The organism is Pseudomonas sp. GW821-FHT03C07 (assembly GCF_059420925.1).
On record NZ_JBWKUQ010000001.1, the window covers coordinates 355,547 to 380,151 of the forward strand.

At 58.6% G+C, this 24,605-nt stretch carries 19 protein-coding genes and 1 pseudogene; 12 read left to right on the top strand and 8 right to left on the bottom strand.

The annotated features are described in order from the left end of the window. From AC07VG_RS01515 to AC07VG_RS01535, 5 genes are all read right to left on the bottom strand, one after another. Positions 1-1,461, bottom strand: a complete 1,461-nt coding sequence (locus tag AC07VG_RS01515) for a GntT/GntP/DsdX family permease (RefSeq protein ID WP_495020324.1) — start codon at positions 1,459-1,461, stop codon at positions 1-3. A 195-nt stretch (positions 1,462-1,656) separates the two neighbouring features. Continuing rightward, complete coding sequence (otnC, locus tag AC07VG_RS01520) at positions 1,657-2,295, bottom strand: 3-oxo-tetronate 4-phosphate decarboxylase (RefSeq protein WP_495000517.1); 639 nt, start codon at positions 2,293-2,295, stop codon at positions 1,657-1,659. Then, on the bottom strand, positions 2,292-3,581 hold the full coding sequence (gene otnK / locus AC07VG_RS01525) for a 3-oxo-tetronate kinase (protein WP_495020325.1): 1,290 nt from the start codon (positions 3,579-3,581) through the stop codon (positions 2,292-2,294). Before otnK ends, otnC begins: the two co-directional genes overlap by 4 nt. A gap of 10 nt (positions 3,582-3,591) precedes the next feature. Beyond that, positions 3,592-4,497, bottom strand: coding sequence for an L-threonate dehydrogenase (gene ltnD / locus AC07VG_RS01530; RefSeq protein WP_495000515.1), 906 nt, complete (start codon positions 4,495-4,497; stop codon positions 3,592-3,594). 137 nt (positions 4,498-4,634) lie between these two features. Beyond that, complete coding sequence (locus AC07VG_RS01535; RefSeq protein ID WP_495000514.1) at positions 4,635-6,254, bottom strand: methyl-accepting chemotaxis protein; 1,620 nt, start codon at positions 6,252-6,254, stop codon at positions 4,635-4,637. Positions 6,255-6,734: 480 nt separating this feature from the next. Between AC07VG_RS01535 and AC07VG_RS01540 the strand changes: the two genes are divergently transcribed. The 12 genes and pseudogenes from AC07VG_RS01540 (at position 6,735) to AC07VG_RS01595 (ending at position 21,499) form a co-directional block, all read left to right on the top strand. Then, the gene (locus AC07VG_RS01540; protein WP_495000513.1) at positions 6,735-7,673 is read left to right on the top strand and encodes a LysR family transcriptional regulator; all 939 of its coding nucleotides are present in this window, start codon (positions 6,735-6,737) and stop codon (positions 7,671-7,673) included. Positions 7,674-7,975: 302 nt separating this feature from the next. Then, entirely contained in the window at positions 7,976-9,286 is a 1,311-nt protein-coding gene (locus AC07VG_RS01545; RefSeq protein ID WP_495000512.1) for an MFS transporter, read from the top strand. 96 nt (positions 9,287-9,382) lie between these two features. Then, complete coding sequence (locus tag AC07VG_RS01550) at positions 9,383-10,399, top strand: M14 family metallopeptidase (RefSeq protein ID WP_495020326.1); 1,017 nt, start codon at positions 9,383-9,385, stop codon at positions 10,397-10,399. 60 nt (positions 10,400-10,459) lie between these two features. After that, the gene (locus AC07VG_RS01555) at positions 10,460-11,782 is read left to right on the top strand and encodes an OprD family porin (RefSeq protein ID WP_495000557.1); all 1,323 of its coding nucleotides are present in this window, start codon (positions 10,460-10,462) and stop codon (positions 11,780-11,782) included. Between the two features lie 99 nt (positions 11,783-11,881). Beyond that, positions 11,882-12,898, top strand: a pseudogene (locus AC07VG_RS01560) (HAMP domain-containing protein); the annotation flags it as partial. A gap of 105 nt (positions 12,899-13,003) precedes the next feature. Then, entirely contained in the window at positions 13,004-13,768 is a 765-nt protein-coding gene (locus AC07VG_RS01565) for a methyl-accepting chemotaxis protein (protein WP_495020459.1), read from the top strand. A gap of 210 nt (positions 13,769-13,978) precedes the next feature. Continuing rightward, positions 13,979-14,923, top strand: a complete 945-nt coding sequence (locus AC07VG_RS01570) for a chromate resistance protein ChrB domain-containing protein (RefSeq protein WP_495000510.1) — start codon at positions 13,979-13,981, stop codon at positions 14,921-14,923. After that, positions 14,916-16,274, top strand: coding sequence for a chromate efflux transporter (chrA, locus tag AC07VG_RS01575; protein WP_495020460.1), 1,359 nt, complete (start codon positions 14,916-14,918; stop codon positions 16,272-16,274). The genes AC07VG_RS01570 and chrA overlap by 8 nt, the downstream gene beginning before the upstream one ends. A gap of 80 nt (positions 16,275-16,354) precedes the next feature. After that, positions 16,355-16,807: a chromate resistance protein ChrB domain-containing protein gene (locus tag AC07VG_RS01580; protein ID WP_495000509.1), complete on the top strand. Its 453-nt coding sequence runs from the start codon at positions 16,355-16,357 to the stop codon at positions 16,805-16,807. 329 nt (positions 16,808-17,136) lie between these two features. Then, a complete protein-coding gene (locus tag AC07VG_RS01585) occupies positions 17,137-17,409 on the top strand; it encodes a hypothetical protein (RefSeq protein ID WP_495020327.1) in 273 nt (90 codons plus the stop codon). Positions 17,410-17,503: 94 nt separating this feature from the next. Continuing rightward, positions 17,504-20,503, top strand: a complete 3,000-nt coding sequence (locus tag AC07VG_RS01590) for an ATP-binding protein (RefSeq protein ID WP_495000508.1) — start codon at positions 17,504-17,506, stop codon at positions 20,501-20,503. 6 nt (positions 20,504-20,509) lie between these two features. After that, positions 20,510-21,499 (top strand): response regulator, encoded by a 990-nt coding sequence (locus tag AC07VG_RS01595; protein ID WP_495020328.1) that lies wholly within the window; start codon positions 20,510-20,512, stop codon positions 21,497-21,499. A gap of 325 nt (positions 21,500-21,824) precedes the next feature. On the opposite strand, the gene AC07VG_RS01600 is transcribed toward AC07VG_RS01595, so the two are convergent. From AC07VG_RS01600 to AC07VG_RS01610, 3 genes are read right to left on the bottom strand one after another with little or no spacing between them, the layout of a single operon-like run. Further along, on the bottom strand, positions 21,825-22,433 hold the full coding sequence (locus AC07VG_RS01600; RefSeq protein ID WP_495000506.1) for an ANTAR domain-containing response regulator: 609 nt from the start codon (positions 22,431-22,433) through the stop codon (positions 21,825-21,827). Between the two features lie 4 nt (positions 22,434-22,437). After that, positions 22,438-23,589: a transporter substrate-binding domain-containing protein gene (locus AC07VG_RS01605; RefSeq protein ID WP_495000505.1), complete on the bottom strand. Its 1,152-nt coding sequence runs from the start codon at positions 23,587-23,589 to the stop codon at positions 22,438-22,440. A gap of 9 nt (positions 23,590-23,598) precedes the next feature. After that, the gene (locus tag AC07VG_RS01610; protein WP_495020329.1) at positions 23,599-24,600 is read right to left on the bottom strand and encodes an asparaginase; all 1,002 of its coding nucleotides are present in this window, start codon (positions 24,598-24,600) and stop codon (positions 23,599-23,601) included. Positions 24,601-24,605: the final 5 nt, after the last annotated feature.

Below are 24,605 nucleotides of genomic sequence, written 5' to 3' on the forward strand. Positions count from 1 at the left end.
TCAGACAAACGGCCAGATCAACAAGGTAATACAGAAACCCAGCGTACCGAGCAAGGTGGTCAGCAGCGTCCAGGTGCGCAGGCCGTCGGCCACATTCAACCCGGCCAGTTTGGTGAAGATCCAGTAGCCGGCATCATTGATATGCGACATGGCCAAACCGCCACCGCCCATGGCCAGGCACAGCAGGGCCATATGGTTCGGGGTGAGGTTGAGGGTCGCGATCAACGGGCTGATGATACCGGCCGTGGTCACCAGTGCCACCGTGGTCGAGCCCTGTACCGCGCGCAACAGCAGGGTCAACAAAAAGCCCAGGGCGAGCACTGGCAGACCGGTACTGCGCAACATATCGGAGACCACCGCGCCGATCCCGGTGTCCACCAGAACCTTGCCGAAGACTCCGCCGGCCCCGGCAATCAGGATCACCATCGCCACGCCGGGCAAGGCCGAACCGATCACATCGGACACTTGGGTCCGGCTCCAGCCGCGCCGCGAACCGAGCAACCAGGCACACAGCAAGGTGTCGAGCAGCAGCGCCACCAGCGGCGCGCCGAGCACGGTCATGATGCCGCGCAGGGTCGAATCGGTGGGCAACAACGAGGTGGCCAGGGTGCCCAGCAAAATCAGCATGATCGGCAACAGGATCAGACCGACAATCAAGCCAAAACCTGGCGCCGGCGCTGGCGGTAACTTGGCGACGAGGTTGCTGGTGGACTCTTCCAGCCCCATGTGCGACACCGCCACAGCGGCTTGCGCAGTGCTGCTGTCGTTGCCATTGGCCCAGGCGGCCAGGTCGTCGTTGGTGACATGCGGGCCGTAGACCTCGGCACGGATATCATCGGTCATCGGGTATACCCGACGGGTCATGCGCCCGGCTACGCGGTAGCCGACATAACACAGCAGCGCGGTGATCGGCAGACCGAACATCAGCACCCGACCAAGGTCGGCGCCCAGCTGGCTGGCCGCGGCCACCGCACCCGGGTGTGGCGGCAGGAAGGCGTGGACGGTCAACAAGGCCGCGCACATCGGCAGCGCGAACACCAGCAGCGGCTTGCGCGCGCTGCGAGCAACGCCATAGGCCAGCGGCATCAGGATGATCACCCCGACCTCGAAGAACACCGGGACCCCGACCATAAAGCCGGCAATCGTCAGCGCCAGGGGGGTACGCCGATTGCCAAAACGGGCGATCAGCGTCTTGGCCAGCGCCTCGGCACCGCCGGAGAGTTCGATGATCCGTCCGATCATCGCGCCCAGGGCAATGATGATCGCGATATGGCCGAGGGTTTTGCCCATCCCGCCTTCAATGGTCGCGACCAGCTCGGCCGGTTTCACCCCGGCCACCAACGCCACCAGGATGCTGACCAGCATCAAGGCAACGAAGGGTTGAAATTTATACTTGAGTACCAGGAACAGCAGCAGCGCAATGCCCAGCCCGGCGGTCACCATCAGAATTAACGGGCTCATTTGCGCAACCCTCCGCGTTGGGTGAACGCAGCGCTTGCGCCACGGGATCTGAAAATGCCGCAGTGAAGGTCAATCATGCTTGGATTTCCTGTTGTTATTGTTTTTTTGGCAAGCCTTGGCCATCGGGAGTCGCTGCGCGTCTCCCGGACAGGGCCTGCGTTATCGATCTGTGCTGTGGTGCTAAAAAACCGTGCTCTACCAATGCGCGCCGAAGGTCTCGCGCAGCTCGTCCAGTGCCGCCTGATCGAGCGGCTCGGGCCTGGGGTTGCTCATCAGCCACAGCCGCGCGGTTTCCTCGAGTTCTTCCAGGGCATAGCTGGCCTTGGACACCGAACTCTCCCAGACCACCGGGCCCAGTCGTTCAAGCATCACGCCGCGCACATGGTTGGCCAGTTGCGCGACCTGTTCGGCCACCTTCGGCGAGCCGGGTCGCTGATAACCGATCAACGGGATATGCCCGACCTTCATGACCTGATACGGCGTCAGCGGCGGGAGGATATCGTCCGCTTGCCAAACGCCCGCCAGGGTCAATGCGACCAGATGGGTGGAGTGGGTATGAACCACGCCGCCCACACCCGGGTTGCGGTCATAGACCTGACGATGCAGCGCCAGGGTCTTCGAGGGCTTGTCCCCGGACACCCATTCACCGGCCCGGTTGACCTTGGCAATCGTCGCCGGGTCGAGGCGACCGAGGCAGACGTCAGTCGGTGTGATCAACCAGCCATCTTCCAGGCGTGCACTGATATTGCCGGCACTGCCAACGGTATAACCGCGTGCGTAAAGGCTGCGCCCGACCTCGCAGATTTCATCGCGCAAGGCGTTTTCATGAGTCATTGCGCAGCTCCCGTCTGGGCCAGTTGCTGCAAGGCCTTGTCGAAGAAGTCGCGGCCACCGAAGTTGCCCGATTTGAGGGCCAATGCCAGCGGTTCAGCAGTGCTGCTGACTGTCGCTGGCACCCCCGGATCGATCTGTGCGCCAATGCGCAGCAGTTGCACGCCCAAGGCCTGCACCACCGCCCCCGAAGTTTCCCCACCCGCAATCACGAAGCGCCGCACGCCGCTCTGGCGCAGCCCCTCGGCAATTTCGCCGAAGGCGTTTTCCACCAGGCTACCGGCCCGCTCGACACCCAATTGCTGCTGCACCCGCTTGACCTCCTCCGGTGAACAGGTGGCATAGATCAAGACGGTTTCCTTGTGCCCACGGGCGAAGGCCAAGGCCTGCGCAACCACCGGCTCGCCGGCGGCCAAGGCCAGTGGATCGATACGCAGGGCCGGCCGCGCCGCTTCGAGCCAGGCCGCCACCTGGCCGTTGGTCGCCAGCGAGGCGCTACCGGCCAGCACCACTTCGCCCCCCGAAACCGGCACCCATTGCGCCGCATCGAGGTCGCGCAGTTTTCCTGCGCGACGGAAGTTTTCCGGCAAACCCAAGGCCAGTCCCGACCCGCCGGTCAGCAACGGCAGGTCGGCGCAAGCCGTGCCCAAGGTATATAAATCTTCGTTCGACAAGGCATCGGCGATGGCGATGCCAATACCTTCAGCCCGCAACTCGGCAATGCGCGCGCGAACCTGCTCGGGCCCTTGGGCAATGCTGTCGTAGCGCAACAAGCCGACATTCAGGCTGGTCTGCGCTTGCAGCACCCGAACCAGGTTGGCATCGGTCATCGGCGTCAGCGGGTGATGCCGCATGCCCGACTCGCTGAGCAACTGATCCTGGACAAACAAGTGGCCGCGAAAGATCGTCCGGCCATTTTCCGGGAACGCCGGGCAGGCCAGGGTGAAGTCACTGCCCAGCGCCACCAGCAGTGCTTCGCTGACCTGGCCGATATTGCCGGCCGCGGTGGAGTCGAATGTCGAACAGTACTTGAAAAAGATCTGCTCGCAGCCCTGCTCACGCAGCCAGGCCAGCGCCGCGAGGGATTCCCCGACCGCCTCGGCGACGGCAGTGGTGCGCGATTTCAGGGCAATCACGATCGCATCGGCGTCGATTCCGGCGGCGACTTCGCGGCTCGGGATACCAATGCTTTGTACCGTGCGCATACCGCCACGCACCAGCATATTGGCAAGGTCGGTGGCCCCGGTGAAATCGTCGGCGATGCAGCCCAGCAATGGACGCTTGCTCATTGTGCGCTCCTCAAACCGACTCGGTCTTGGCCGTCGGCAACTCGATGCCCGGGAAAATCTTGATCACCGCCGAATCATCCTCGCGACCGAAACCGGCGCTGGAAGCCTGCATGAACATCTGGTGGGCGGTGGCCGACAGCGGCAGCGGGAATTTGCTGGCCCGCGCGGTATCCAGCACCAGGCCCAGGTCCTTGACAAAAATATCCACCGCCGACAACGGCGTGTAGTCGGCCTTGAGAATGTGCGGCACGCGGTTTTCGAACATCCAGGAATTGCCGGCGCTATGGGTGATCACTTCGTAAAGCGCGTCGGCGTCGACCCCTTCACGCAAGCCCAGGGCCATGGCTTCGGCAGAGGCCGCAATATGCACCCCAGCGAGCAACTGGTTGATGATCTTGACCTTCGAGCCCAGACCGTGGACGTCACCCAGGCGATAGACCTTGCCAGCCATGCCCGTCAGGATCGCCTCGGCCTTGGCGTAAGCCGCCTGCGGGCCCGAGGTCATCATGGTCATCTCGCCAGCAGCGGCCTTGGCCGCGCCACCGGAGATCGGCGCATCCAGGTACAGCAGGCCCTGCGCGGCCAGGCGCTGGCCAAGATCGACCGCATAGGTCGGGGCCACGGTGGCGCAGCCGATCACCAGGCTGCCAGGGCGCAACGCCGCTACGGCGCCGCCTTCGCCAAACAGGACGGTCTCGGTCTGCTCGGCATTCACCACCACCGTGATGATCACCTCGCACTCGCCAGCCATGTGTGCGGGCGAAGCACAAGCCACCCCACCCTCGCCGGCAAACTGTTCCGTGGCCACCGCCCGCACATCACAGGCATGCACATTGAAACCGCTGCGCAACAACGAGCGGGCAATGCCCAGGCCCATCGCGCCCAAACCGACAACACCGACATTCTTGTTATTCATGAGAGGACTCCATCAAGTTAAGCGGATGATCCTCCAATGATCTGATCATGTGAAGTATTTTTTCAAAATAACATTTTTTAACATCGAATCGACAAGCCCCTCCAACGGCGTAGATCCTTCAATTGCCCCCTCCCCGTTCAGGTTCTGAAACGCGCCACGGTCTGGTGCAGGGCTCCCGCCATCTGCGCCAACTCCGAACCGGCCGCGTGAGTCTGTTCGGCACCCCGCGAAACCTGCTCGGACAGGTTGCGAATACCCACCAGATTGCGATCCACCTCACGCGCCACCATGGCCTGCTCCTCCGTGGCACTGGCGATCATCAGGTTGCGTTGGTTGATCTGCGAGATCGACCGGGTGATCTCTTCCAGCGCCTCGCCGGAGCGCTGCGCGACTTCCAGGGTGGCTTGCACCCGCTGACTGCTGCTATGCATGGCGCTCACCGCCTGCCCGGTGTCCTGCCGCACGTTGCCAATCATCTGCTCGATTTCCTGGGTCGAGACCTGGGTGCGATGGGCCAGCGCCCGCACCTCATCGGCGACCACCGCGAAACCACGTCCGGCATCACCGGCCCGAGCCGCTTCAATTGCCGCGTTGAGGGCCAGCAGATTGGTTTGCTCGGCAATGCTGCGAATCACGTCCAGTACGGTGCTGATGTCTTGCACACGCCCGGCCAGTTGCTGGATACGCTGCGAGGTATCCGTCATGCCATCCGCCAGCGAACCTATCGAGACCACCGTTTCCTGCACCTGCTCACGGCCACGCTGGGCGGTTTGCGCGGACACCCGGGACGCCTCGCTGGTGCTGAGGGCATTGCGGGCAACCTCCTCGACAGCGATGGTCATCTGATTGACCGCCGCGGCCGCCTGTTCGATCTCCAGGCCCTGCAAGTGCAAGCTGCTACTGGTCTGGCTGCTGACCGCGCTCAACTCTTCGGACGAACTAGCCACCTGATCCACCGACGCCGCGATGTGCCTGACCATGGCGTTCAGGTTTTGCTGCATCTGGTGCATATTGATCATCACGCTACCGTCGGTATTGGCATGCACCGGCACCTGAATCGTCAGGTCACCCTGCGCGATCTGACTCAATAGCCGCGCCGCCACATCGGGTTCGCCACCCAAGGGCCGGGTGACACTGCGGGTGACGATAATCGCAGCGGCGATAACCGAGACCAGGCACAGCACAAACAACCCCAACATGTTCAGGCATGCATCGCTGTACAGTAACTGCGCCGACCGTTCACGCTCGACGAAGATCTGTCCCTGTAGCGCCATCAGGGCATCCAGGCTTTGATAAACCTGCTGCTCGGCGGGAATGACTTGCTGTTTCAGCTGCGTCATCGCCGCCTCAAAAGCGCCTTGCCTGATCAACACCTGCACCTGTGTGAACGCGGCGACGTAGGCCTCACGATTCCTTTTCAAGGCGGCATAGGCGGCCTTGCCTTCCGGCCGATCGAACAACGGTCCAAGTGTTTCAAGCGCCTGACTGATGCGCTTCTTGGTGCTGTCGATGGACTGTTGCGCTTGCTGATTGTCTTTGTCGATCAGCAAATCCCGGGTGTTCCTGGCGTTGTCCCGTACACCGGTGGCGATGACCATGATCGGATCGATCTTTGGCCAGTCCTGCTTGACGATCACCATGGCCTGCTCCTTGAGCGTTGCCAGATCGTGCAACGCATATAACACCAGACCTGTCAGTACCAACGGTGCAATTGCAAAGCCGATGACAATACGTTGTGCCGTGCTTAGCTTGGCCATATCAAATGCTCTCCGATTAATACCTACCCACCGGGCAGCACATTTGAAAACGTCATACCGCAAAAAAATCCGAACTATTCACGGTTAAAAAGACAAAAAAAAACGCCTGAAACCTTACGGTTCCAGGCGCCTTTGCCTGTTCTTTTACGATGTTGAATGCTGCCCCGGCCTGTCCGGCCAATCGATCGTCGTTGACCGAGGGGGGGTGTCCACGGGAATACGTACCCGCTGAACCTGGAACAAGCCATGCAGCCTTTGTGCCAGTCGGCAGCACAAAACACCAAGCCCAATTGACGGGAAAACCACTCGGAATGCCACGACTGACCGCCTCCCACTGGTGCAAATGTCGGCCGGTAGCGCTTTATAAACGTGCATGGATCGAGATTGAGCGGATGACTGCCAGCGCGTTGAAGTCGTTGCCCGACAAATCCGCTAATATTTCTTCGCGTTCGTCCCATCGCTTCCCAGCAGGAAATCACCATGCAACTCGAATGGCTCGAAGACTTTATCGAACTGGCTCGCACTCGTAGCCTGTCTCGGGCAGCGGAAATCCGTTGCGTGACCCATCCGGCATTTGGCCGGCGTATTCGGGCGTTGGAGGACTGGGTCGGCACTTCACTGATCGAGCGCAAGCAACCCTTGTCCTTGACGCCCGGCGGCCTGCTGTTCCTTGAAGCTGCAACGCAATCGGTGGAGTTGCTGGCAGCGGTGCGGGCACAGCTTCAGGGAGGAGGATCAAACCGCGATGAGCCGGTGCGCATTGCTACGGGACGAACCCTGGCCAGCGATTTTTTCCCCGACTGGTACGAGTCTCTGAACCAACAGTTCGGCTGCTTTCCGGTGTCACTGGTGACCAGTGGCGCGCAGGAGGCAATCATGAAGTTGTCCGCCGGCGACGTTGACTTGCTGTTGAACTTTTCCAGCCCGCTGACCCAGGTTCTGATTGATCCAGAGCGTTTCGATTCGTTGGTGCTTGCCAATGAAGAGCTGCTGCCGGTCAGTGCACCGGACGATCATGGCCAGCCCTTGTTCCATATTTCCATCAACAGCAGCGCGTCGACCATCCCCTGGCTGGCGTTCTCGCCGACACTCGCTCTGCGCGGAGTACTCGCCCAACACTTGGCGCGACGGCCTCAGCGGCTGGCTTTACGCATGATCTATCAAGCCGACTCCTACGAAGCCATTCTGGAAATGGCCAAGCGCGGCAGCGGTCTCGCCTGGCTGCCACGCATGGTCGCCAAAAGCGCCCTGGCCTCGGGCGAGTTGTTGATCGCGGGCAGTCCGGAGTTTCAGATCAGCTTCGACGTGTCCTTGCATCGCCTGCGCTCCAACCAGAGCGAACTGGTGATGAAGATATGGCAGGGTCTGCTCTTGCGTCATGCGGAGCACGGATCGAATCGCGGCAAAAACCTGGCCTGAACACGGGTTAAAACGTGCACTGATTACGGGCATACGAAAAAAAAACGGCGGGTCGACCGTGCGGAAAAGACCGTGCTGACAGGCGTGTGCGCAATCAGCCCAAGGATGTGCTGAAACAGCAATTGCCATCATCCAGCACTTGATTCAATTTCGACTCCGGGCCGGATAGCCATGGAGACGCAGATCTTCACCCGCTATCCGGTTGTTTTCACCCATAACAATGACTGCCATCGATGTCGTCGAACCGTGTTGCGGCTCGGCGAATACGATCGACAACTGTGAAACAGACCCGGGACCCTCTCATGACCACTCAAGCATCCATCGTGCCTTCGGCACAGGCGTCTACTCAGCGAGGCCCTTGGAAGGAAATCGTCGCCGCCAGTATCGGCAATGCCCTGGAATTCTATGACCTGCTGATCTACGGCTATTTCGCGGTAGTGATCGGCAAACTGTTTTTCCCGTCAGACAACGAAACCACGTCACTGCTACTCAGCGTCGGCTCCTTTGGCATTTCCTTTTTGATGCGTCCGCTGGGTGCCATCGTGCTGGGTACATACGCCGACCGAGTGGGGCGCAAGGCCTCGCTGACGATGTCGATCCTGATCATGATGCTCGGCACCGCGCTGATCACCTTTGTCCCATCTTATGAGCAGATCGGCCTGACCGCACCGCTGCTGGTTATTGTTGCGCGCATGCTGCAGGGCTTTTCCACCGGCGGGGAATTCGGTGCCGCGACCGCATTCATGGTCGAACACGCTGATGCCAAGCGACGTGGCTTCTTCGCCAGTTGGCAGTTGTCGACCCAGGGTCTGGCGACGGTATTGGCCGCTGGGGTCAGTGCATTGCTCAGCTACCTGCTGTCGGATGTGCAACTCAATAGCTGGGGCTGGCGTGTCGCTTTCGGCGTGGGTCTGCTGATTGGGCCGGTGGGCTTTTACATCCGCAGCCAGATCGATGAAACCCCGGACTTCCAGAAGATCGCGGCGAATGTGCAGAATAAAACCCCACTGCGCGATGTGTTGATCAAAGGCCGTGTCAGCCTGCTGCTGGCCATCGGGGTGGTCGCGGGTGCAACGGCGTTCAACTATGTGCACAAGCTTTACATGCCGACCTATGCCTTGAGGCAATTGCACATCGCGGCCACGTCCTCATACCTTGGGGCGCTGGTGACCGGGGCGACCCTGATGGTCATGGCACCGGTGTTCGGCGGACTCTCGGATCGCTATGGACGGTTTCGGGTACTGACCATCGCCTTGCTGATTACCGGTTTGTCGTCCTACCCGATGTTTCTGCTGCTCAACACCTTTCCCAACGTATCGGTGTTGCTGTTGGTCCAAGCCATCGTGGGCATCTTGATCGCTGCGTGCCTGGGGCCGATCCCTGCGATGCTGGCCGACATATTTCCTACCAGTATTCGTGGTACCGGCCTGGCACTGAGTTACAACTTCTCGATCACCCTGTTTGGCGGTTTTGCCCCGCTGATCGTGACCTGGATGATCGATGCTACCGGCAACAAGCTGGCACCCAGCTTCTATGTCATGACGACAGCATTGATCAGTGTCGTCGCCGTGGTCTGCCTTGGCCGTCGTATGCGTCACCACACCTCGAGCTGACCTTAAGTCAGCCCATCGCTATCCCGTACCCCCCCTCGATATGCCGCGCCTACAGGTTGCGCGGCAAGTGGAAGCTATTGTCTGTCGGAGACCGAAATGAAGACTCTTGAACAAGTTCGTGCGTCCCTGAAACCGTACCCGGTGGAGGTGGAATTTCCCGATATCCGCCCCTGGAAAAGCGGTAACTGCGGGGTCGACTACATCCACAGCTTCGACAGTGGCGTGCCAGGGCCACACGTGATGATCATGGCGCTGACCCACGGCAACGAAGTCAGCGGCGCTATTGCGGTGGATGCGTTCCTGCGCAGTGGCGTGCGCCCTCGCCAGGGCCGACTGAGCCTGGGCTTCGGCAACGTCGAGGCCTACCACCGCTTCGATCCACGGAACATTGATGCCACCCGGTACCTGGACGAAGACATGAACCGGGTCTGGCTACCCGCGAAGCTCGACAGTGAGCAGCACTCCATCGAGCTGCGCCGGGCTCGCGAGTTGCGCCCCGTCATTGACAGCGTCGACCTGCTGCTTGATATCCACTCGATGCATGAAGAGTCCGCGCCGCTGATGATGTGTGGCGCACGCACCAAGGGCCTGGAGTTCGCCGCCACTGTCGGGGTGCCGGCAACGGTCATCGTCGACGCCGGCCACGCCAATGGTCGTCGCTTGCGTGATTACGGTGATTTCAACGACGCCGCCAGCAAGAAGAACGCCTTACTGATTGAGACCGGTCAGCATTTTTCGCAACACAGCCGGCAGGTCGCCCTGGACGTGGCGGCGCGTTTTCTGATCGCCACCCAAGCGGTGCGCGAAGAAGACCTCGCACAGTTTCTCAGCACCCGCAAACCCGGGGCTCAGCGCGTGCTCCAAGTCACCGAGCCGATTATCGCCAGCAGCATGGACTTCAACTTTGTCGAAGACTTCCGCGGACTGGAGCTGATCACGCGGTCCGGAACGGTGATCGCTCGGGATGGCGATCGGGAAATCGTCACGCCTTATGACAACTGTGTATTGGTCCAGCCGTCGCTCAGACACCTCGGTCCAGGTGTCACCGTCGTAAGACTGGCCAAGGTGCTCCACATCCCGCACTACCAGCCGTCCTCGCACACCTCGCGCTAACCCCCCTTGCCCTTGTTACGATTGGAGTCGCATTGAATGAAAAAAATGCCATGGATCATCATGATGGGTGCAGGCACCGTCAGTCCGCTCATGAGTGGATCGGTGCAGGCCGCCGGGTTCATCGAGGACAGTCACGCCGACCTGACCTTGCGTAACTTTTACATCAGTAACGATACCCGCAACAGTACGACGCCGAACATCAAGGAGTGGGCACAGGGTTTCATGCTCAATTATCAGTCCGGTTTCACTCCAGGCACCCTCGGCTTTGGCGTCGATGCACTGGGTTTACTGGGCATGAAACTGGATTCGGGTGGCACTGCAACCAAGGCCGGCCGCGATCGTACCCCAGGTGTATTGGAGCCTCTGGACAACGGCAGCCCGGTAGATGAATACGCCAGCCTCGGGTTGACGGCCAAGATGAAACTGTCCAAAACCGAATTTCGCTATGGAACGCTACAACCGAAACTGCCCGTAATGTATGCCAACGACGGTCGTTTGCTGCCACAAACCTTTGAGGGCGGCCAGGTCACCAGCAAGGAAATCGACCATCTCACGTTGGTCGGCGGGCGTCTGGAACACGCCAAGGCCCGGGCGTCCACCGATAATCAGGCGCTGTCCATCGGTGGCGCGGGTAATGTGCCTGGCACCAGCAACCTGCGACGCAGCAACGCCTTCTACTACGCAGGTGGCGATTACCAGGTCAGCAAAGACCTGCTCGCCCAGTACTACTACGGCGAACTGGAAAATTTTTACCAACAACACTTTTTTGGCCTCACTCACACGCTACCGCTGCCGGTGGGCTCGTTCAAATCGGACCTGCGCTATTTCGTCAGTGATTCAGACGGCAAGAATGGCAGTGCTGCTGGCCGTGCTGAGGGTTACACCAGTACCGGCTACTTCGGTAAGGGCGTCACTCACGGCGAGGTCGATAACGACCTGTTCAGCTCGTTGTTCACCTACAGCCTGGCCGGCCACGCGCTCAGCCTCGGTTACCAGAAATCCTCGGGGGATAGCGCTATGCCGTTTGTCAACCAGGGTGATGGTGCCAGCGTTTATCTCAACACCGATCGTCTGGTAGGCAACTTCACCCGGGCCGGCGAGCGAACCTGGATCGGCCAGTACGCCTATGACTTTGCCGCCCTCGGCGTGCCAGGGCTGACCAGTACGGTGTCCTACTACAAGGGCGACCAGATCGCTTCGGCAACCGGTGGACTCAAGGAGTGGGAGCGTGACCTGATCGTCGCCTACGTACTGCAAAACGGTCCGCTCAAGGGATTGGGCGTGACCTGGCGCAACGCCACTTATCGCAGCCAGGCGGCAACCGGTACCGCCGATGCCGACCATAACCGCCTGATGCTCAGCTATAGCTTGCCATTGTTCTGATTCCCCCCTTTTCAAGATACCCAATGCCTGCGGGAGGCTTTCGGCTGCCCGCAGGTTTCATCGGCTCGCTCGTAGCCGACTTATCGAGGAGGTGTGCCAATGAAAGGCCTGGGTTTCAGTCGCAAAATATTGATCGCCGCCGCCCTGATCGTCATTTTGGTCTTCAGCGCGTTCATCTACGTCAGCGACTATCGGCAGCGGCAAACCTTGCGCGGCGAAGTTGACGCGAAGTTACAGCAGTTGGGCATGCTCTCGGCCCACGATATTCAGACCTGGCTGGAAAGTCGCATGCAGTTGATCCAGACGCTGGGGCAACGGCTCAACGTCGAGGGGACTGACCAGACCACCCTGCTCAAGGCCATCGACTTGCCGGTCTATGCAGAAAACTTTCAGCTGATTTCATACGGTGGTAGCGACGGCTCGATGTTCTCATTGCCGCAAAGCGTGCGTGCCGCAGACTATGACCCCCGGGTGCGTAGTTGGTACAAAGCGGCGCAAGACAGTCAACGGACCGTGTTTACCGAACCTTACGTCGCGGCCTCGTCGGGCAAACTGGTGATGACGGTGGCGACGCCCGTGAAGTATCAAGAGCGTACCGGCGTGGCCTGTGCCAACCTGTCCCTCGACGCCTTGAGCAAGATGATCAACACCCTGGATTTCGGCGGGCATGGGTATGCTTTCATCGTCAGCGCCGATGGCAAGGTACTGGTCCATCCAAACAGCCAGTTCATCCTCAAAGACCTCAAGGACGTCTTCTCACAAAGTACACTGGCGCCCACTCCAGGTGTCCGTGAAATCCGGACCGGTGGCAGCTCGCAGTTCATCTCCTTCACCCATGTCGATGGAGTGCCTTCGGCCGATTGGTACGTGGTGATGGTCATCGACCAACAGGCGGCATTCTCGATGCTGGGCGAATTGCGCACCCTGGCGATCACCGCCACGTTGATAGCGGTCGCGATCATCATCCTGTTGCTCGGCATGTTGATCCGTTGGTTGATGCGGCCGCTGCACACAATGGGGCGAGCATTGGAAGACATCGCCAATGGTGAGGGTGACCTGACTCAGCGCCTGCCGATCAACTCCCGTGATGAATTCGGGGCACTGGCACAGTCGTTCAATCGTTTTTTGGCATTTATCCAAGGATCCATTCGCGAGGTGGCGAGCACCAGCGCCAGCCTCAATCACGTCGCGACGTTGGTGACCCGGGTGTCGAGCACTTCGATGAGTCATTCGGATGAGCAGTCGGCACGCACCGAGAGCGTGGTCTCAGCCATCCATCAGCTGGGGGCGGCGTCTTCTGAAATTGCCCGCAACGCCGCACTGGGTTCACAAAGCTCCAGCGACGCCCGGCAGTTGGCCGATGACGGTCAAAACGTTGTCGCAATGACCATCGAAGCGATCAATCGGCTGTCGAGAAATATCGACAAGTCACGGCTTACCATCGAGAATCTCGCCACCCAGACAGCCGACATCGGGCAGATCCTTGACGTCATCACCAGCATATCGCGGCAAACCAATCTGCTGGCGTTGAACGCGGCCATTGAGGCTGCACGCGCGGGGGAAGCCGGCAGAGGCTTTGCCGTGGTGGCCGATGAAGTGCGCAACCTGGCGCATCGCACCCAGGACTCGGCGCAACAAGTGCAAAGCCTGATTGAGCAGTTGCAAGTCGGCGCCCAAGCCGCCGTGCTGACCATGACCGAGAGCCAGCGCGAGAGCGAAACCAGCGTTACGGTCGCCAACCAGGCGGGGGAACGTTTGGCTCGGGTTGCCCAGCGCATCGGTGAAATAGACGCGATGAACCAGTCTGTCGCGGCCGCCACGGAGGAGCAAACGGCGGTGGTGCTCTCGATCAACGATGACATCGCGCAGATAGACGTCTTGAACCATCATGGCGTGGCGAACTTGCATTCGACGCTCAATGCCTGTGTTGATCTTGAGCGTGAAGCCGCCAGGCTGCAGCACTTGGTGACGCATTTCAAAATATGACTGTTTGCCATGGTGCGGCCAAGCAAGAGTTGATGGCCGGCGTAACCGTAACGCGCCTCGGCGAGTCAGGGAGGCGGCCAAGTGGTTTGAGTATCTGAGCAGCGTTCGCACCTGAGCGAGAAAGCCCACCTTGGCCTATCGAAACAGCTTTCCAATTTATTCGAACAAGAATAATGTAGCTTTATCTACATTATTTTGATCTGTCCCTACATGAAAAATTGGTTAGCTCTGATCCTGGGATTGCCGACCGCCAATGCGACCGAGCGTATGCGAGCCTGGCGCGCCCTAAAAGCTTCCGGGGCCGCGGTTTTGCGCGATGGCGCCTACCTGTTGCCAGATACCGGTGCTTGTCGAGAGACGCTGGCCTCGGTTGAGCGCGATATCTTGGCCATCAATGGCACCGCCTATGTTCTGCCTGTGGTGGATCCAGACGGTGAACGCTTTATCGGGTTATTCGACCGTAACGAGGACTACAGCAAACTACGCACTGAAATCGAGGCGTGTCGGGGACAGCTCACGGCCGAAAATGCGCTGTCCAGCACGAAGCAGATTCGCAAGCTGCGCAAAAGCTACGAACAACTGACCAGCATCGACTATTTTCCAGGCAAGCCGAAGCAGCAAGTCGATGCCGCCTTGCAGGCGCTTGAGACGGCGGTCAGCAGGGCCTTGTCGACTGATGAACCCCATAGCCGGGACCTGCCCATAACGGCACTCAGCCTTGGCGACTATCAGGGCCGTGTCTGGGCCACCCGTAGGCGGCCCTGGATTGACCGCCTGGCTTGTGCCTGGTTGATCCGCCGGTTCATCGACCCGACCGCTCAGATTCTCTGGCTGAACAGCCCACACGACTGCCCAGCCGATGCACTGGGGTTTGATTTCGATGAGGCGACCTTCAGTCATGTCGGCAACCGCGTGACCTTCGAAACCCTGCAAGCCAGCTTTGCAATCCAGGAACCCGGCCTGAACCGCATCGCGGCCCTGGTGCATTACCTCGATATCGGCGGTATTCAGCCAGTCGAGGCAGCGGGCATCGAACGGGTGCTGGCGGGGCTGCGTGAAACCATTGCTCTTGACGACCCGCTGCTGGCAGCTGCGAGCGCCATCTTCGACGGCCTGCTCGCCGGGTTTACGAAAGAGGAACAACCCAATGAGTAAGGTTTTGGTATCGGCGGTTGAAGAGAATCCTCCCAGGCCGGTAGAGATCAGTTTGCGTGAGGCGTTCTGGTTCTGGCTGAAGCTCGGTTTCATCAGCTTCGGCGGGCCCGCGGGGCAGATCTCGATCATGCACCAGGAGTTGGTAGAACGACGGCGCTGGATCTCCGAAGGGCGATTCCTGCATGCCCTCAACTTCTGCATGTTACTCCCCGGGCCGGAGGCTCAGCAGTTAGCAACCTATATCGGCTGGCTGATGCATCGAACCCGCGGTGGTGTGATTGCCGGGGGGCTCTTTATCCTGCCCTCGCTGTTCATCCTGATTGCCTTGTCCTGGATGTATATCGCGTTCGGCGACGTACCCGCGGTGGCGGGTCTCTTCTATGGCATCAAGCCTGCCGTCACGGCCATCGTCGTTCAGGCTGCCCATCGCATCGGCTCCCGAGCTCTGAAGAGCGGTTGGCTGTGGGCCATTGCCGCCGCCTCATTCGTGGCGATATTTGCCTTTGATGTGCCCTTCCCGCTGATCGTACTGAGTGCCGCGCTGCTCGGTTACCTGGGCGGGCGCCTTGCCCCCGAAAAATTCAAAATCGGCGGTCACGGTGCCGCTAAAAAATCCTATGGCCCGGCCTTGATCGATGACGACACCCCATCCCCCGACCATGCTCGATTCAGCTGGGTAAAACTGGCCCTGCTAGTGCTTGTCGGCGCTGTATTGTGGGCGTTGCCAATGGCCACCTTGACCGCGCTGTTTGGCTGGGAAGGCACCTTGACCCAGATGGGCTGGTTCTTTACCAAGGCCGCTCTGCTGACATTTGGCGGTGCCTATGCAGTGCTTCCTTATGTTTATCAGGGCGCGGTGGGGCACTATGGATGGCTGACCCCAACGCAGATGATCGATGGCCTGGCCCTGGGTGAAACCACCCCCGGGCCGTTGATCATGGTGGTGGCTTTCGTCGGCTTTGTCGGCGCCTATGTCTCCCAGGTGTTCGGTGCTGATCAGGTATTTTTGGCCGGAGCCCTCGCCGCCACGCTGGTGACCTGGTTTACCTTTCTACCATCGTTCCTGTTCATTCTCGTGGGTGGTCCGCTGGTGGAGGCCACGCACAACGAACTCAAGTTCACCGCGCCGCTGACCGGGATCACCGCAGCTGTGGTTGGGGTGATTCTCAATCTGGCGATGTTCTTCGGCTATCACGTGCTGTGGCCAAAAGGGTTCAGCGGCACCCTCGACTGGCCCTCTGCACTGATCGCGATTGCCGCAGCGATTGCCTTGTTTCGCTTCAAGCGTGGCGTGATTCAAGTATTGGTGGCCTGCGCGCTGGTTGGTTTGGCAGTGCATCTGCTGCGCTAGTGTGGGGTGATCGACGGTTCTCTGGTGGGCATCGTGCCGACCAGATCACTCAGCCTACTGAGTTAGGCAGGAGGTGTTCCATGAAGTGGATTACCCGTGAACGACCCAAGATCGACAGGATTGCCTGTCCTTGGCTGATCACCCGCTTTATCGATCCCGAGGCCGATTTCTTGTACGTGCCCAGCAGGGAGGTTTTGCGGATTGCCGCAGAAAAGGATGCAACGCCCTACGATATTCCCGGCGTTGAGCTTACGCATGAGGGAGAGCTGTGCAGCTTTGATGCCTTTCTGAAGAAGTATCAGCTCGATGAGCCTGCCTTGCAGCATCTGGCGAAAATCGTACGAGGAGCAGACACCTCCCAACTGGACCTGACGCCGCAATCGGCTGGGCTTTACGCGATTTCGCTGGGGTTATCGCAGTGCTTTGCCGATGACCACGAAATGCTGGCGCACGGTTTGATCATGTATGACGCACTGTATGCCTGGTGCAAGGAGTGTCAGGGTGAGTCGCACAATTGGCCGCCACAGATGTGAAAAGTGCCTCGCACCCGTATTTTTTTGAAGCGGCGTTCTGAAGATTCGCACGCGGAATGTGTATTGAACTGTATCCCCTCCGGCCTCAACCAACTGCGCATATGCGGTCCCTACATCTACCGTACTCTGTCCAGTTGGCACTTGGGGCCCTGTTTTCAAAAAAACCCAATTGCTTATTTTCTGCATCCAGCTACTCTTCAGGCTTGCAGTCACTATGAAAGGGTACTTCCCATTATGGTACCACTATCGTCTTTCCACTTCGTGCTTACTTACTCCAGAGTGCTGACACACGTCCGACCCAAAACATTGCCTACCAAGACCAACACTTTATGGGGGCCTTCCACTTCAATTCGGAGCGATATAATTACAGCCATTTCACACCTAAAAAATCTAACGAAAATCACTACAAAATCGACGCAGAAAAAGATAAACCAATGACGACCACAGAAGCAATTACGGGCAAAACAATACCCGACAAAAACCCATACAAAAGAGCAGTTATATACTCAAGTGGAAACCTTATTATTTCGACAGCAGAAACAGTGGAACAACTTTTTGAGTCTCCCCTGAGGAAAAAAAATCAAAAACAATTGCAGGGTTGATGCCAGGGAAAAATGTGGGCGAAAGCCGTGCCGCGCAAGCGAGTGTCAAGCGGTCACGCGCGCCTGACATTGGCAACTGCCGTGAGGGAAAATCATGATGCTGTTCAGATCCTCCATTCGCTTACGATTGACGCTTTTCATTGGGGCGTTCGTCGTGGTCATTGTCGGGGCGGCAGTGACCACCGCTGTGGCATTGAAGGTGGTCGATCGAAACACGGAGGAGATCGCGCAGAAATGGCTCGTGGGGGCGACACTGCTCGGCGAGATCGACGATCGCGTCGCGGCGTTCCGGATCGCCGAGATGAACCATGTGCTGGCTCCCGACCAGAAGGCGCGAGCGGCAGCCAACGTGAGCGCCAACACGCAAAAGCAGAACATCGCCGATGTGGAACACGAGTATGTCAACCTGCTCGGCGACCAACTTCCGAGCGGTTCTCTGGATTCGTTTCATGAGGCCTGGAAGAACTATCAGGCGGAGCACGATGCGTGGGTGAAGGCGGACGTCAATGGCGCGAGCAGCGAGCCGGTATATGACGACAGCGCGTTGGGTCGGCGATATCGGGCGACGGATACGGCGATCGAGCACCTGGTCGACTTACAGCGGGACATCGCTTATGCCCGAGCGGACGCCGTGCAACAGATCATGGACCAGATGATCATCAGCGCTATGGCGATCTCCGCGGCAGCGATAGTGCTCGCCATAGCGTTGATGGTCGGGATCCGCAACCAGATCACCCGGCCGCTGGCGGCCATCACCGGGGCGCTGTCGAAGGTGGCCACCGGACGCCGCGACATTGAGGTACCCGAACTGAACCGGTTGGACGAGATCGGAGAGATAGCGAGGTCCTGCGAGGTGTTCCGTGTCAAAATGCTGGCGCAGGAACAGTCTGATAAGGCCAGACGGGTGGCGGTCGAAGAACAGCTTTCAGCGATTGTTACCTCCACCACCGACGCCATCATCAGCAAAACCCTGGACGGGGTTGTCACCAGTTGGAATCCCGCAGCCGAGACCTTGTTCGGTTACATCGAACGGGAAATGATCGGGCAGCCGATAACGCGGCTGATACCACCGGATCTTGCCGATGAAGAGACGCGGATCCTTGCCAAGATCCGGCATGGCGAGAACATTACGCATCTCGAAACGACCCGGAGATGTAAAAACGGTGAGCTGATCCCCGTATCGGTCACCATTTCGCCGATCAAAGACGCGGCCGGAACCGTCATCGGTGCCTCCAAGATCGCGCGCGATATAAGCGAACAGAAGAAAACCGAGAGGAGCCTCCAACAGGCCAAGGAAGATGCCGAGGCCGGTGCGCGAACCAAGGCTGCTTTCATCGCCAATATGAGTCATGAAATTCGTACCCCCATGAATGCCATCCTCGGCTTCGCCGAGGTTGCGCTTCAGGATACCCAGCTTGCGCCACAGACCGCCCAGCATGTCCGGATCATTCTCAGCTCGGCGAAGGCGTTACTGACAATCCTCAACGACATCCTCGATGTCTCCAAGCTGGAGAGCGGCAAGCTGGAAATGGAGACCGTCGCTTTCCACCTCTCCAACGCGCTGGCGGAGGCCTTGCGCGTTTTGGATCAGTCCGCATCCGACAAGGGCCTGAAGCTCGTCATGGAATACGATGCGGATCTGCCTTTGCGTTTCCTGGGGGATCCTGCGCGACTGAGACAGGTGGTGCTGAATTTGGTCAGCAATGCCATCAAGTTTACCGAGAAAGGCTCGATCACGCTTTCGGTAAGACCGTGGAACCAAGCAAACATGCTTCACTTCGCCATCACCGATACGGGAATTGGCATGACCCCCGAGCAGTCAGCAAAGGTGTTTAAACCTTTCTCCCAGGCGGATGCCAGCACGACCCGTCGGTTCGGCGGGACCGGCCTGGGTACTGCGATATCCAAGCAGCTCGTGGAACTTATGGCGGGAAAAATCTGGGTCACGAGTGAGCTTCGGAAGGGATCCACTTTTCATTTTACCGTCCATCTGCCGGAAGCCCCCGCCAATGATGACTGCCTTTACGAAACAGGCAGCGCCGTCGGCGGCGACTATGTCTCACCAAGGGCATTCCATGTACTGCTGGTTGAGGACATCCAAACCAACGCGACCCTCGCGATGCTCCGGCTGGAGGGGCAAGGCCATCAGGTCGAATGGAGAAAGAATGGACTGGAGGCGGTAGCCGCGTTCCAGACCGGTCGATACGATCTGATCCTCATGGACGTCATGATGCCCGAGATGGACGGTCTGGAGGCCACCCGGAAAATTCGCAAGCTCGAAAAGCCTGAGGAGCACACCCCGATAATCGCGCTTACCGCCAGCGCCATGCGCGAAGACTACGACCTGTGCATAGTGGCCGGAATGGACAGCGTCCAGGCCAAGCCGATCAACTTCAGTGAACTGCTTTGTGCCATGGAACAGGCCGTTCCCGAAGGGCTGGGGCAGCCCGTCACTGCGCGCCGGATCGAGATCGTCACGCCGATCGGGGTGGACTTTTCTCCGCTGGACGGGATTGTCGATCATCAAAACGCGATCAGAATCTGGCGTGATCCGGTTGTCTACGCCAAGGCCTTGGCTGCCTTTGCAGCGGATCGCTCCCGGGATGCCGACGAAATAGAGCGCTTACTGCTGGCAAGCCCCGGTAATTCGGAGACGGCCCGTGCCGTGGCCCATACCCTCACGGGCGTTGCAGGAAATCTCTTCATCACCAAGGTTGCCGGCCTGGCCATTAAGATCGATTCCGACCTGAAATCCCAGCATCGGAAGGCTGCTATATCTGAACTCGGACAATTGCGCTGGCTCCTCGCGGAAGCCGCCAATGCCATCAACAAGATCGTCCCCTGCGACGATGATACCGCCGCAAGGGCAAAGGTTTTCAACCAAGCGGCGGTGGTGGCGCTGCTTAAAGATTTGTCTTGCGCCCTGGAGAAACTCAATCCGTATGTTGCCGAGCCGATCCTGGCGCGACTGGCCGAGTACCTACAAAAGACCGACCTGGCGCCCATTCAACAACGGGTCGATGCATTTGATTTTATGGGCGCGAGGGCAAGGGTGGAAGCACTTGCCGAGATGCTCGGTGTCAACAACGGGTAACACGACATGCAGAAGAAACTTCTGGCCATTGATGATGAGCCCAACAATCTCCGGGTGATCGGGCAGATCCTGCGGGATCGCTATGAATTGATTTTTGCCACCAACGGTGAGGATGCCATCGAGGCCGCGGCCAAGCACCAGCCCGATTTGATCCTGCTGGACATTATGATGCCAGGTATGAACGGCTATGAGGTATGCGAGAAACTCAAGGCCAATCTATCCACGCGGGAAATCCCCGTGATCTTTGTCACCTCCATGAGTGAGGTCGAGGATGAGGCACGAGGGTTCGACGCGGGTGCGGTGGATTACATCCAGAAGCCGGTTTCCGCTCCCATTCTGCTACGCCGAGTGGAGACACATCTGTCCCTGGTCCGGATGCATGAATTGGAAGAAAGCCAAAGGCAGGCCGTCTTCATGCTGGGTGAGGCCGGACATTTCAACGATACCGATACCGGCGCTCACATATGGCGCATGGCGGCGTATGCCGGTGCCCTGGCGTCGGCGGCAGGATGGCCCGATGATCTGGTGGAGCGCCTCGAACTCGCCGCGCCCTTGCACGATACCGGCAAGATCGGCATACCGGATGCCATTCTTAAGGCACCGCGCGAGCTGACGGCAGAGGAATGGGGGATCATGCAACAGCATGCGCAGATCGGTTTCGGTATCTTGAGCAAGTCCAATTCCAAGGTATTCGCAATGGCTGCGGAGGTCGCCCATCATCACCATGAAAAATGGGACGGCAGCGGCTATCCAGACGGCCTCGCGGGAGATGCGATTCCTGAGGTGGCCCGAATCGTCGCCCTGGCTGACGTTTTTGATGCCTTGATGACAAAGCGTCCGTACAAGGAGCCGTGGAGCATCGAGGACACCCTGGCAGAAATCCGAAAGGGCGCGGGGAGCCATTTCGAGCCGCGCTTGGTCGATCTGTTCGAGAAGATCCTCCCGCAGCTTTTGCGGATCAAGGAGGAATGGAGTGAGAAAGAGGCCCGACTTTAAGCTCAACACCTAAGACGATGCGCGGCGAGCCCACTCAAAAGCCTGATCAGCCTGACTACACATTTTCCGCGCGCTCAACCGACTCTTTGCCTGGCGGTCACTAGAAGTTTCGAACCGCATCCGATATTGCTCTAAATTTTCCCAGGCCATTTGCAACGGTTGCTGCTGAGCTTCAGGTAAATACCTGAGCAAATTGTCAATGGCTGTTTGGGTATCAACCCTTGCCATTTCCCAAGGAGTACGGCAGTCATCGTCGGGCTCAAGAATGAATGTGGCTTCACGATCACACACACGCCATCATTGACGCATCAATGCCGCCTCCAGACTAAGGTTTCAAACCAAGCCTTTCCATGGCCTCATGGGCCTCGATGATCATTCCGGACACCTCGGCGACCGTTACATGCAAATTAGTTGCCCGCGACCTCATGTGCTCGTAAGCCTGCGTCTCGGTCAAGTTTTGACGTTCGACCAGTACACGAATTGCTTTTTCGATCTGTCGACGAGATTTTATGGTCAATTCCAGTTTGTCGATTTTCCCTTGCAACCGCTCTTGATAGCTATACGAGGCTCTCGCAAGTACCAGTGTGCTGAGAATTCCGGAAGAGCGAAACGGTTTGGAAATCACACCGTGAGCACGCGTATCGAGTAACAACTTCAAAATGGTCGGGCTTTCGTAGTCGGAGAGCGCGATGAGCGCCGCAGAAACAGATGCGCCCGACCAGATTTTGTTTCCTTCCAGTTCCTGCGTGATCTGAAAGAGAATGACGTCAACGTCCGCAGGAGGCTCTGAAGGGAATGGCCATACGATCTTCACCCGGCATCCAATTCTTTTCAGCTGCTGCATGACAATATCGCGATCATCCCCAGGGGGATAAACAAACGCAACGCAGATACTGCGCAAATCTTCATAGAGACGGCGAAGGCTGGAACTCATGGCGTTACCTCAACCAAAACTCAGAGAAGCCGAAAGTGGAGAGATAAGGATCGGGTTTGACCGGCCCCGAACCTTCCCATACGACGTCGAACTGGCCATCACTGCGGCAGATGCCGATCCGGGGAGTCAGGGCGCAATGGTTATTTTCCGCATCAATCGCTATCGGCCCTTCTGGCGAAGCGAACTTCACCTTGTGTACGGCGTCGACTAATTTGCGCCTATCCAGACTACCAGCTCGCTCCAGGGCACGCGCAAACAGGTGAACCTGGGAATAGGCCATTTCCGACCAGGTACTGGTTGGGCGATCGCCGAATCGTGTGCGCCAAAGCTCAATGAACCGTTGATTACTGTCGTTGCGCAGCGAACCGAAATAGGTGGCTGCGGTGATGTGGCCCTCACACCGTTGCGGCCCAATTAGCCGGATTTCTTCTTCGGTCATGGAGAGACTGGCAATGGGCATCTTTTTGGGATCAAGCCCATGCTCGCCATAGCGTTGATAGAAAGATCGGGCCGACTGTCCGACCAGGGTCGAAAAAACAACATCCGGCTGGGCTTCGCGGATTTCATTCAAAACATCCTTGAGTTGCTCTACACCTGCGTCGATGGGCAGGTAGACCTCATCCACAATTTCGCCACCGTATTGTTCAACAACGTCCCTCATGATGCGATTGGATTCACGCGGATAGATGTAGTCCGCGCCCACCAGAAAGAACCGGGTACCCTTGTTTTGCAGCAGGTAGGCGGCCAGTTGAATGCTGTTCTGATTGGGGACGGCACCGGTATAAATGATGTTCGGTGAATATTCGAACCCTTCATAGAACGAGCAATACCAAAGCAAAGCGTTATGGCGTTCGATGAGCGGCAGCACCGCTTTTCGGCTGGAAGATCGGGAACAGCCAAAAATGACGTTGATCTCCTCTTCGATCAGTAACTTGCCGGTCAAGCGCCGGTATTCTTCCGTAGACCCCTTGGGGTCATAAGCGGTTGGGATCAACGGCAGACTCAGGACGCCACCCAGCGCGTTGATTTCCTCGATCGCCAGCGCAGTACCAAAAAAATGCTCGGACTCGGTGACACCGGTAGCACCCGAGCGCGAGTACAAGATGCCAATGGGCCACCCCTGATCTTTAGTGACTGCTGTCTTGGTGCTTGGCATGACGCTCACCTATTGATCAAAAATTTCTTGTAGTTCGGTTGCGGACCTGAAGTTTTGGATAGCCAACATCAACAATATCCTCGCTTTCTGCGGACTCAGGTCATTGGCGAAGATGACACCGGTCTCTTTCAACGTACTACCGCCTCCGGTAAAACCATAGAGGGGCCTGACCCGACCACGGGGGACGCGGGAGGCAACGACCACCGTGATACCGGCTTCGATGGCCTGCGAAATGGCCACATACACGTCGGCATTCACATTTCCCGCCCCCAGCGCCTGGATGACGATCCCCCTGGCGCCCGCCTGTACGGCGGCTTTCACCGATGTAGCGTCGGCGCCGGCGTACATGGCCACAATGTCAACGCGAGGCAAGCGGTCTCGCCCCAGAGGCAAGTATTGTCGACGACAGGATGAGCGATAAAAAATGACGGTGTCGCCGTCCACTCTTCCGAGAAAACCGGCGTCGCCCGAGTTGAACGACTCAACGTCCGAGGTATGGGTTTTGCTGACTTCCCGTGCTGCGTTGATCTGATCGTTCAGGGCCACCATCACACCCTTGCCCGAAGACTCAGGCTCAATGCAGACCCTGGCGCCGCTCATCAGGTTGCGTGGCCCGTCGAAGTCCGATTCGGATGCATTGCGTTGAGCACCGATGAGCACAACAGGCTTGCGGGACGTCAACGTCAAGTCGAGAAACCACGCGGTCTCTTCAAGGGTATCGGTGCCGTGGGACACCAGCACACCCGCGATATCCTCACGGGCCAACGCGGCTTCAATGACCTGATGGAGCTGTACCCAGCGCTGCGGCCCCATTTCGACTGACGGAACATTGGACAGGTTGTTGATTTCGAGCCGCGCGATCTTCGCTATGGCAGGAACGGCCTTGATCAAGTCGCTGCCCGACAACGCAGGTATCGGAGCTGACGTTGAAGGGTCAACTTGCATGGCAATTGTTCCGCCTGTTGCGATGAACAGGCACAACGGCAGGTCGTCAGAACTGGACGGGGCCATAAGCG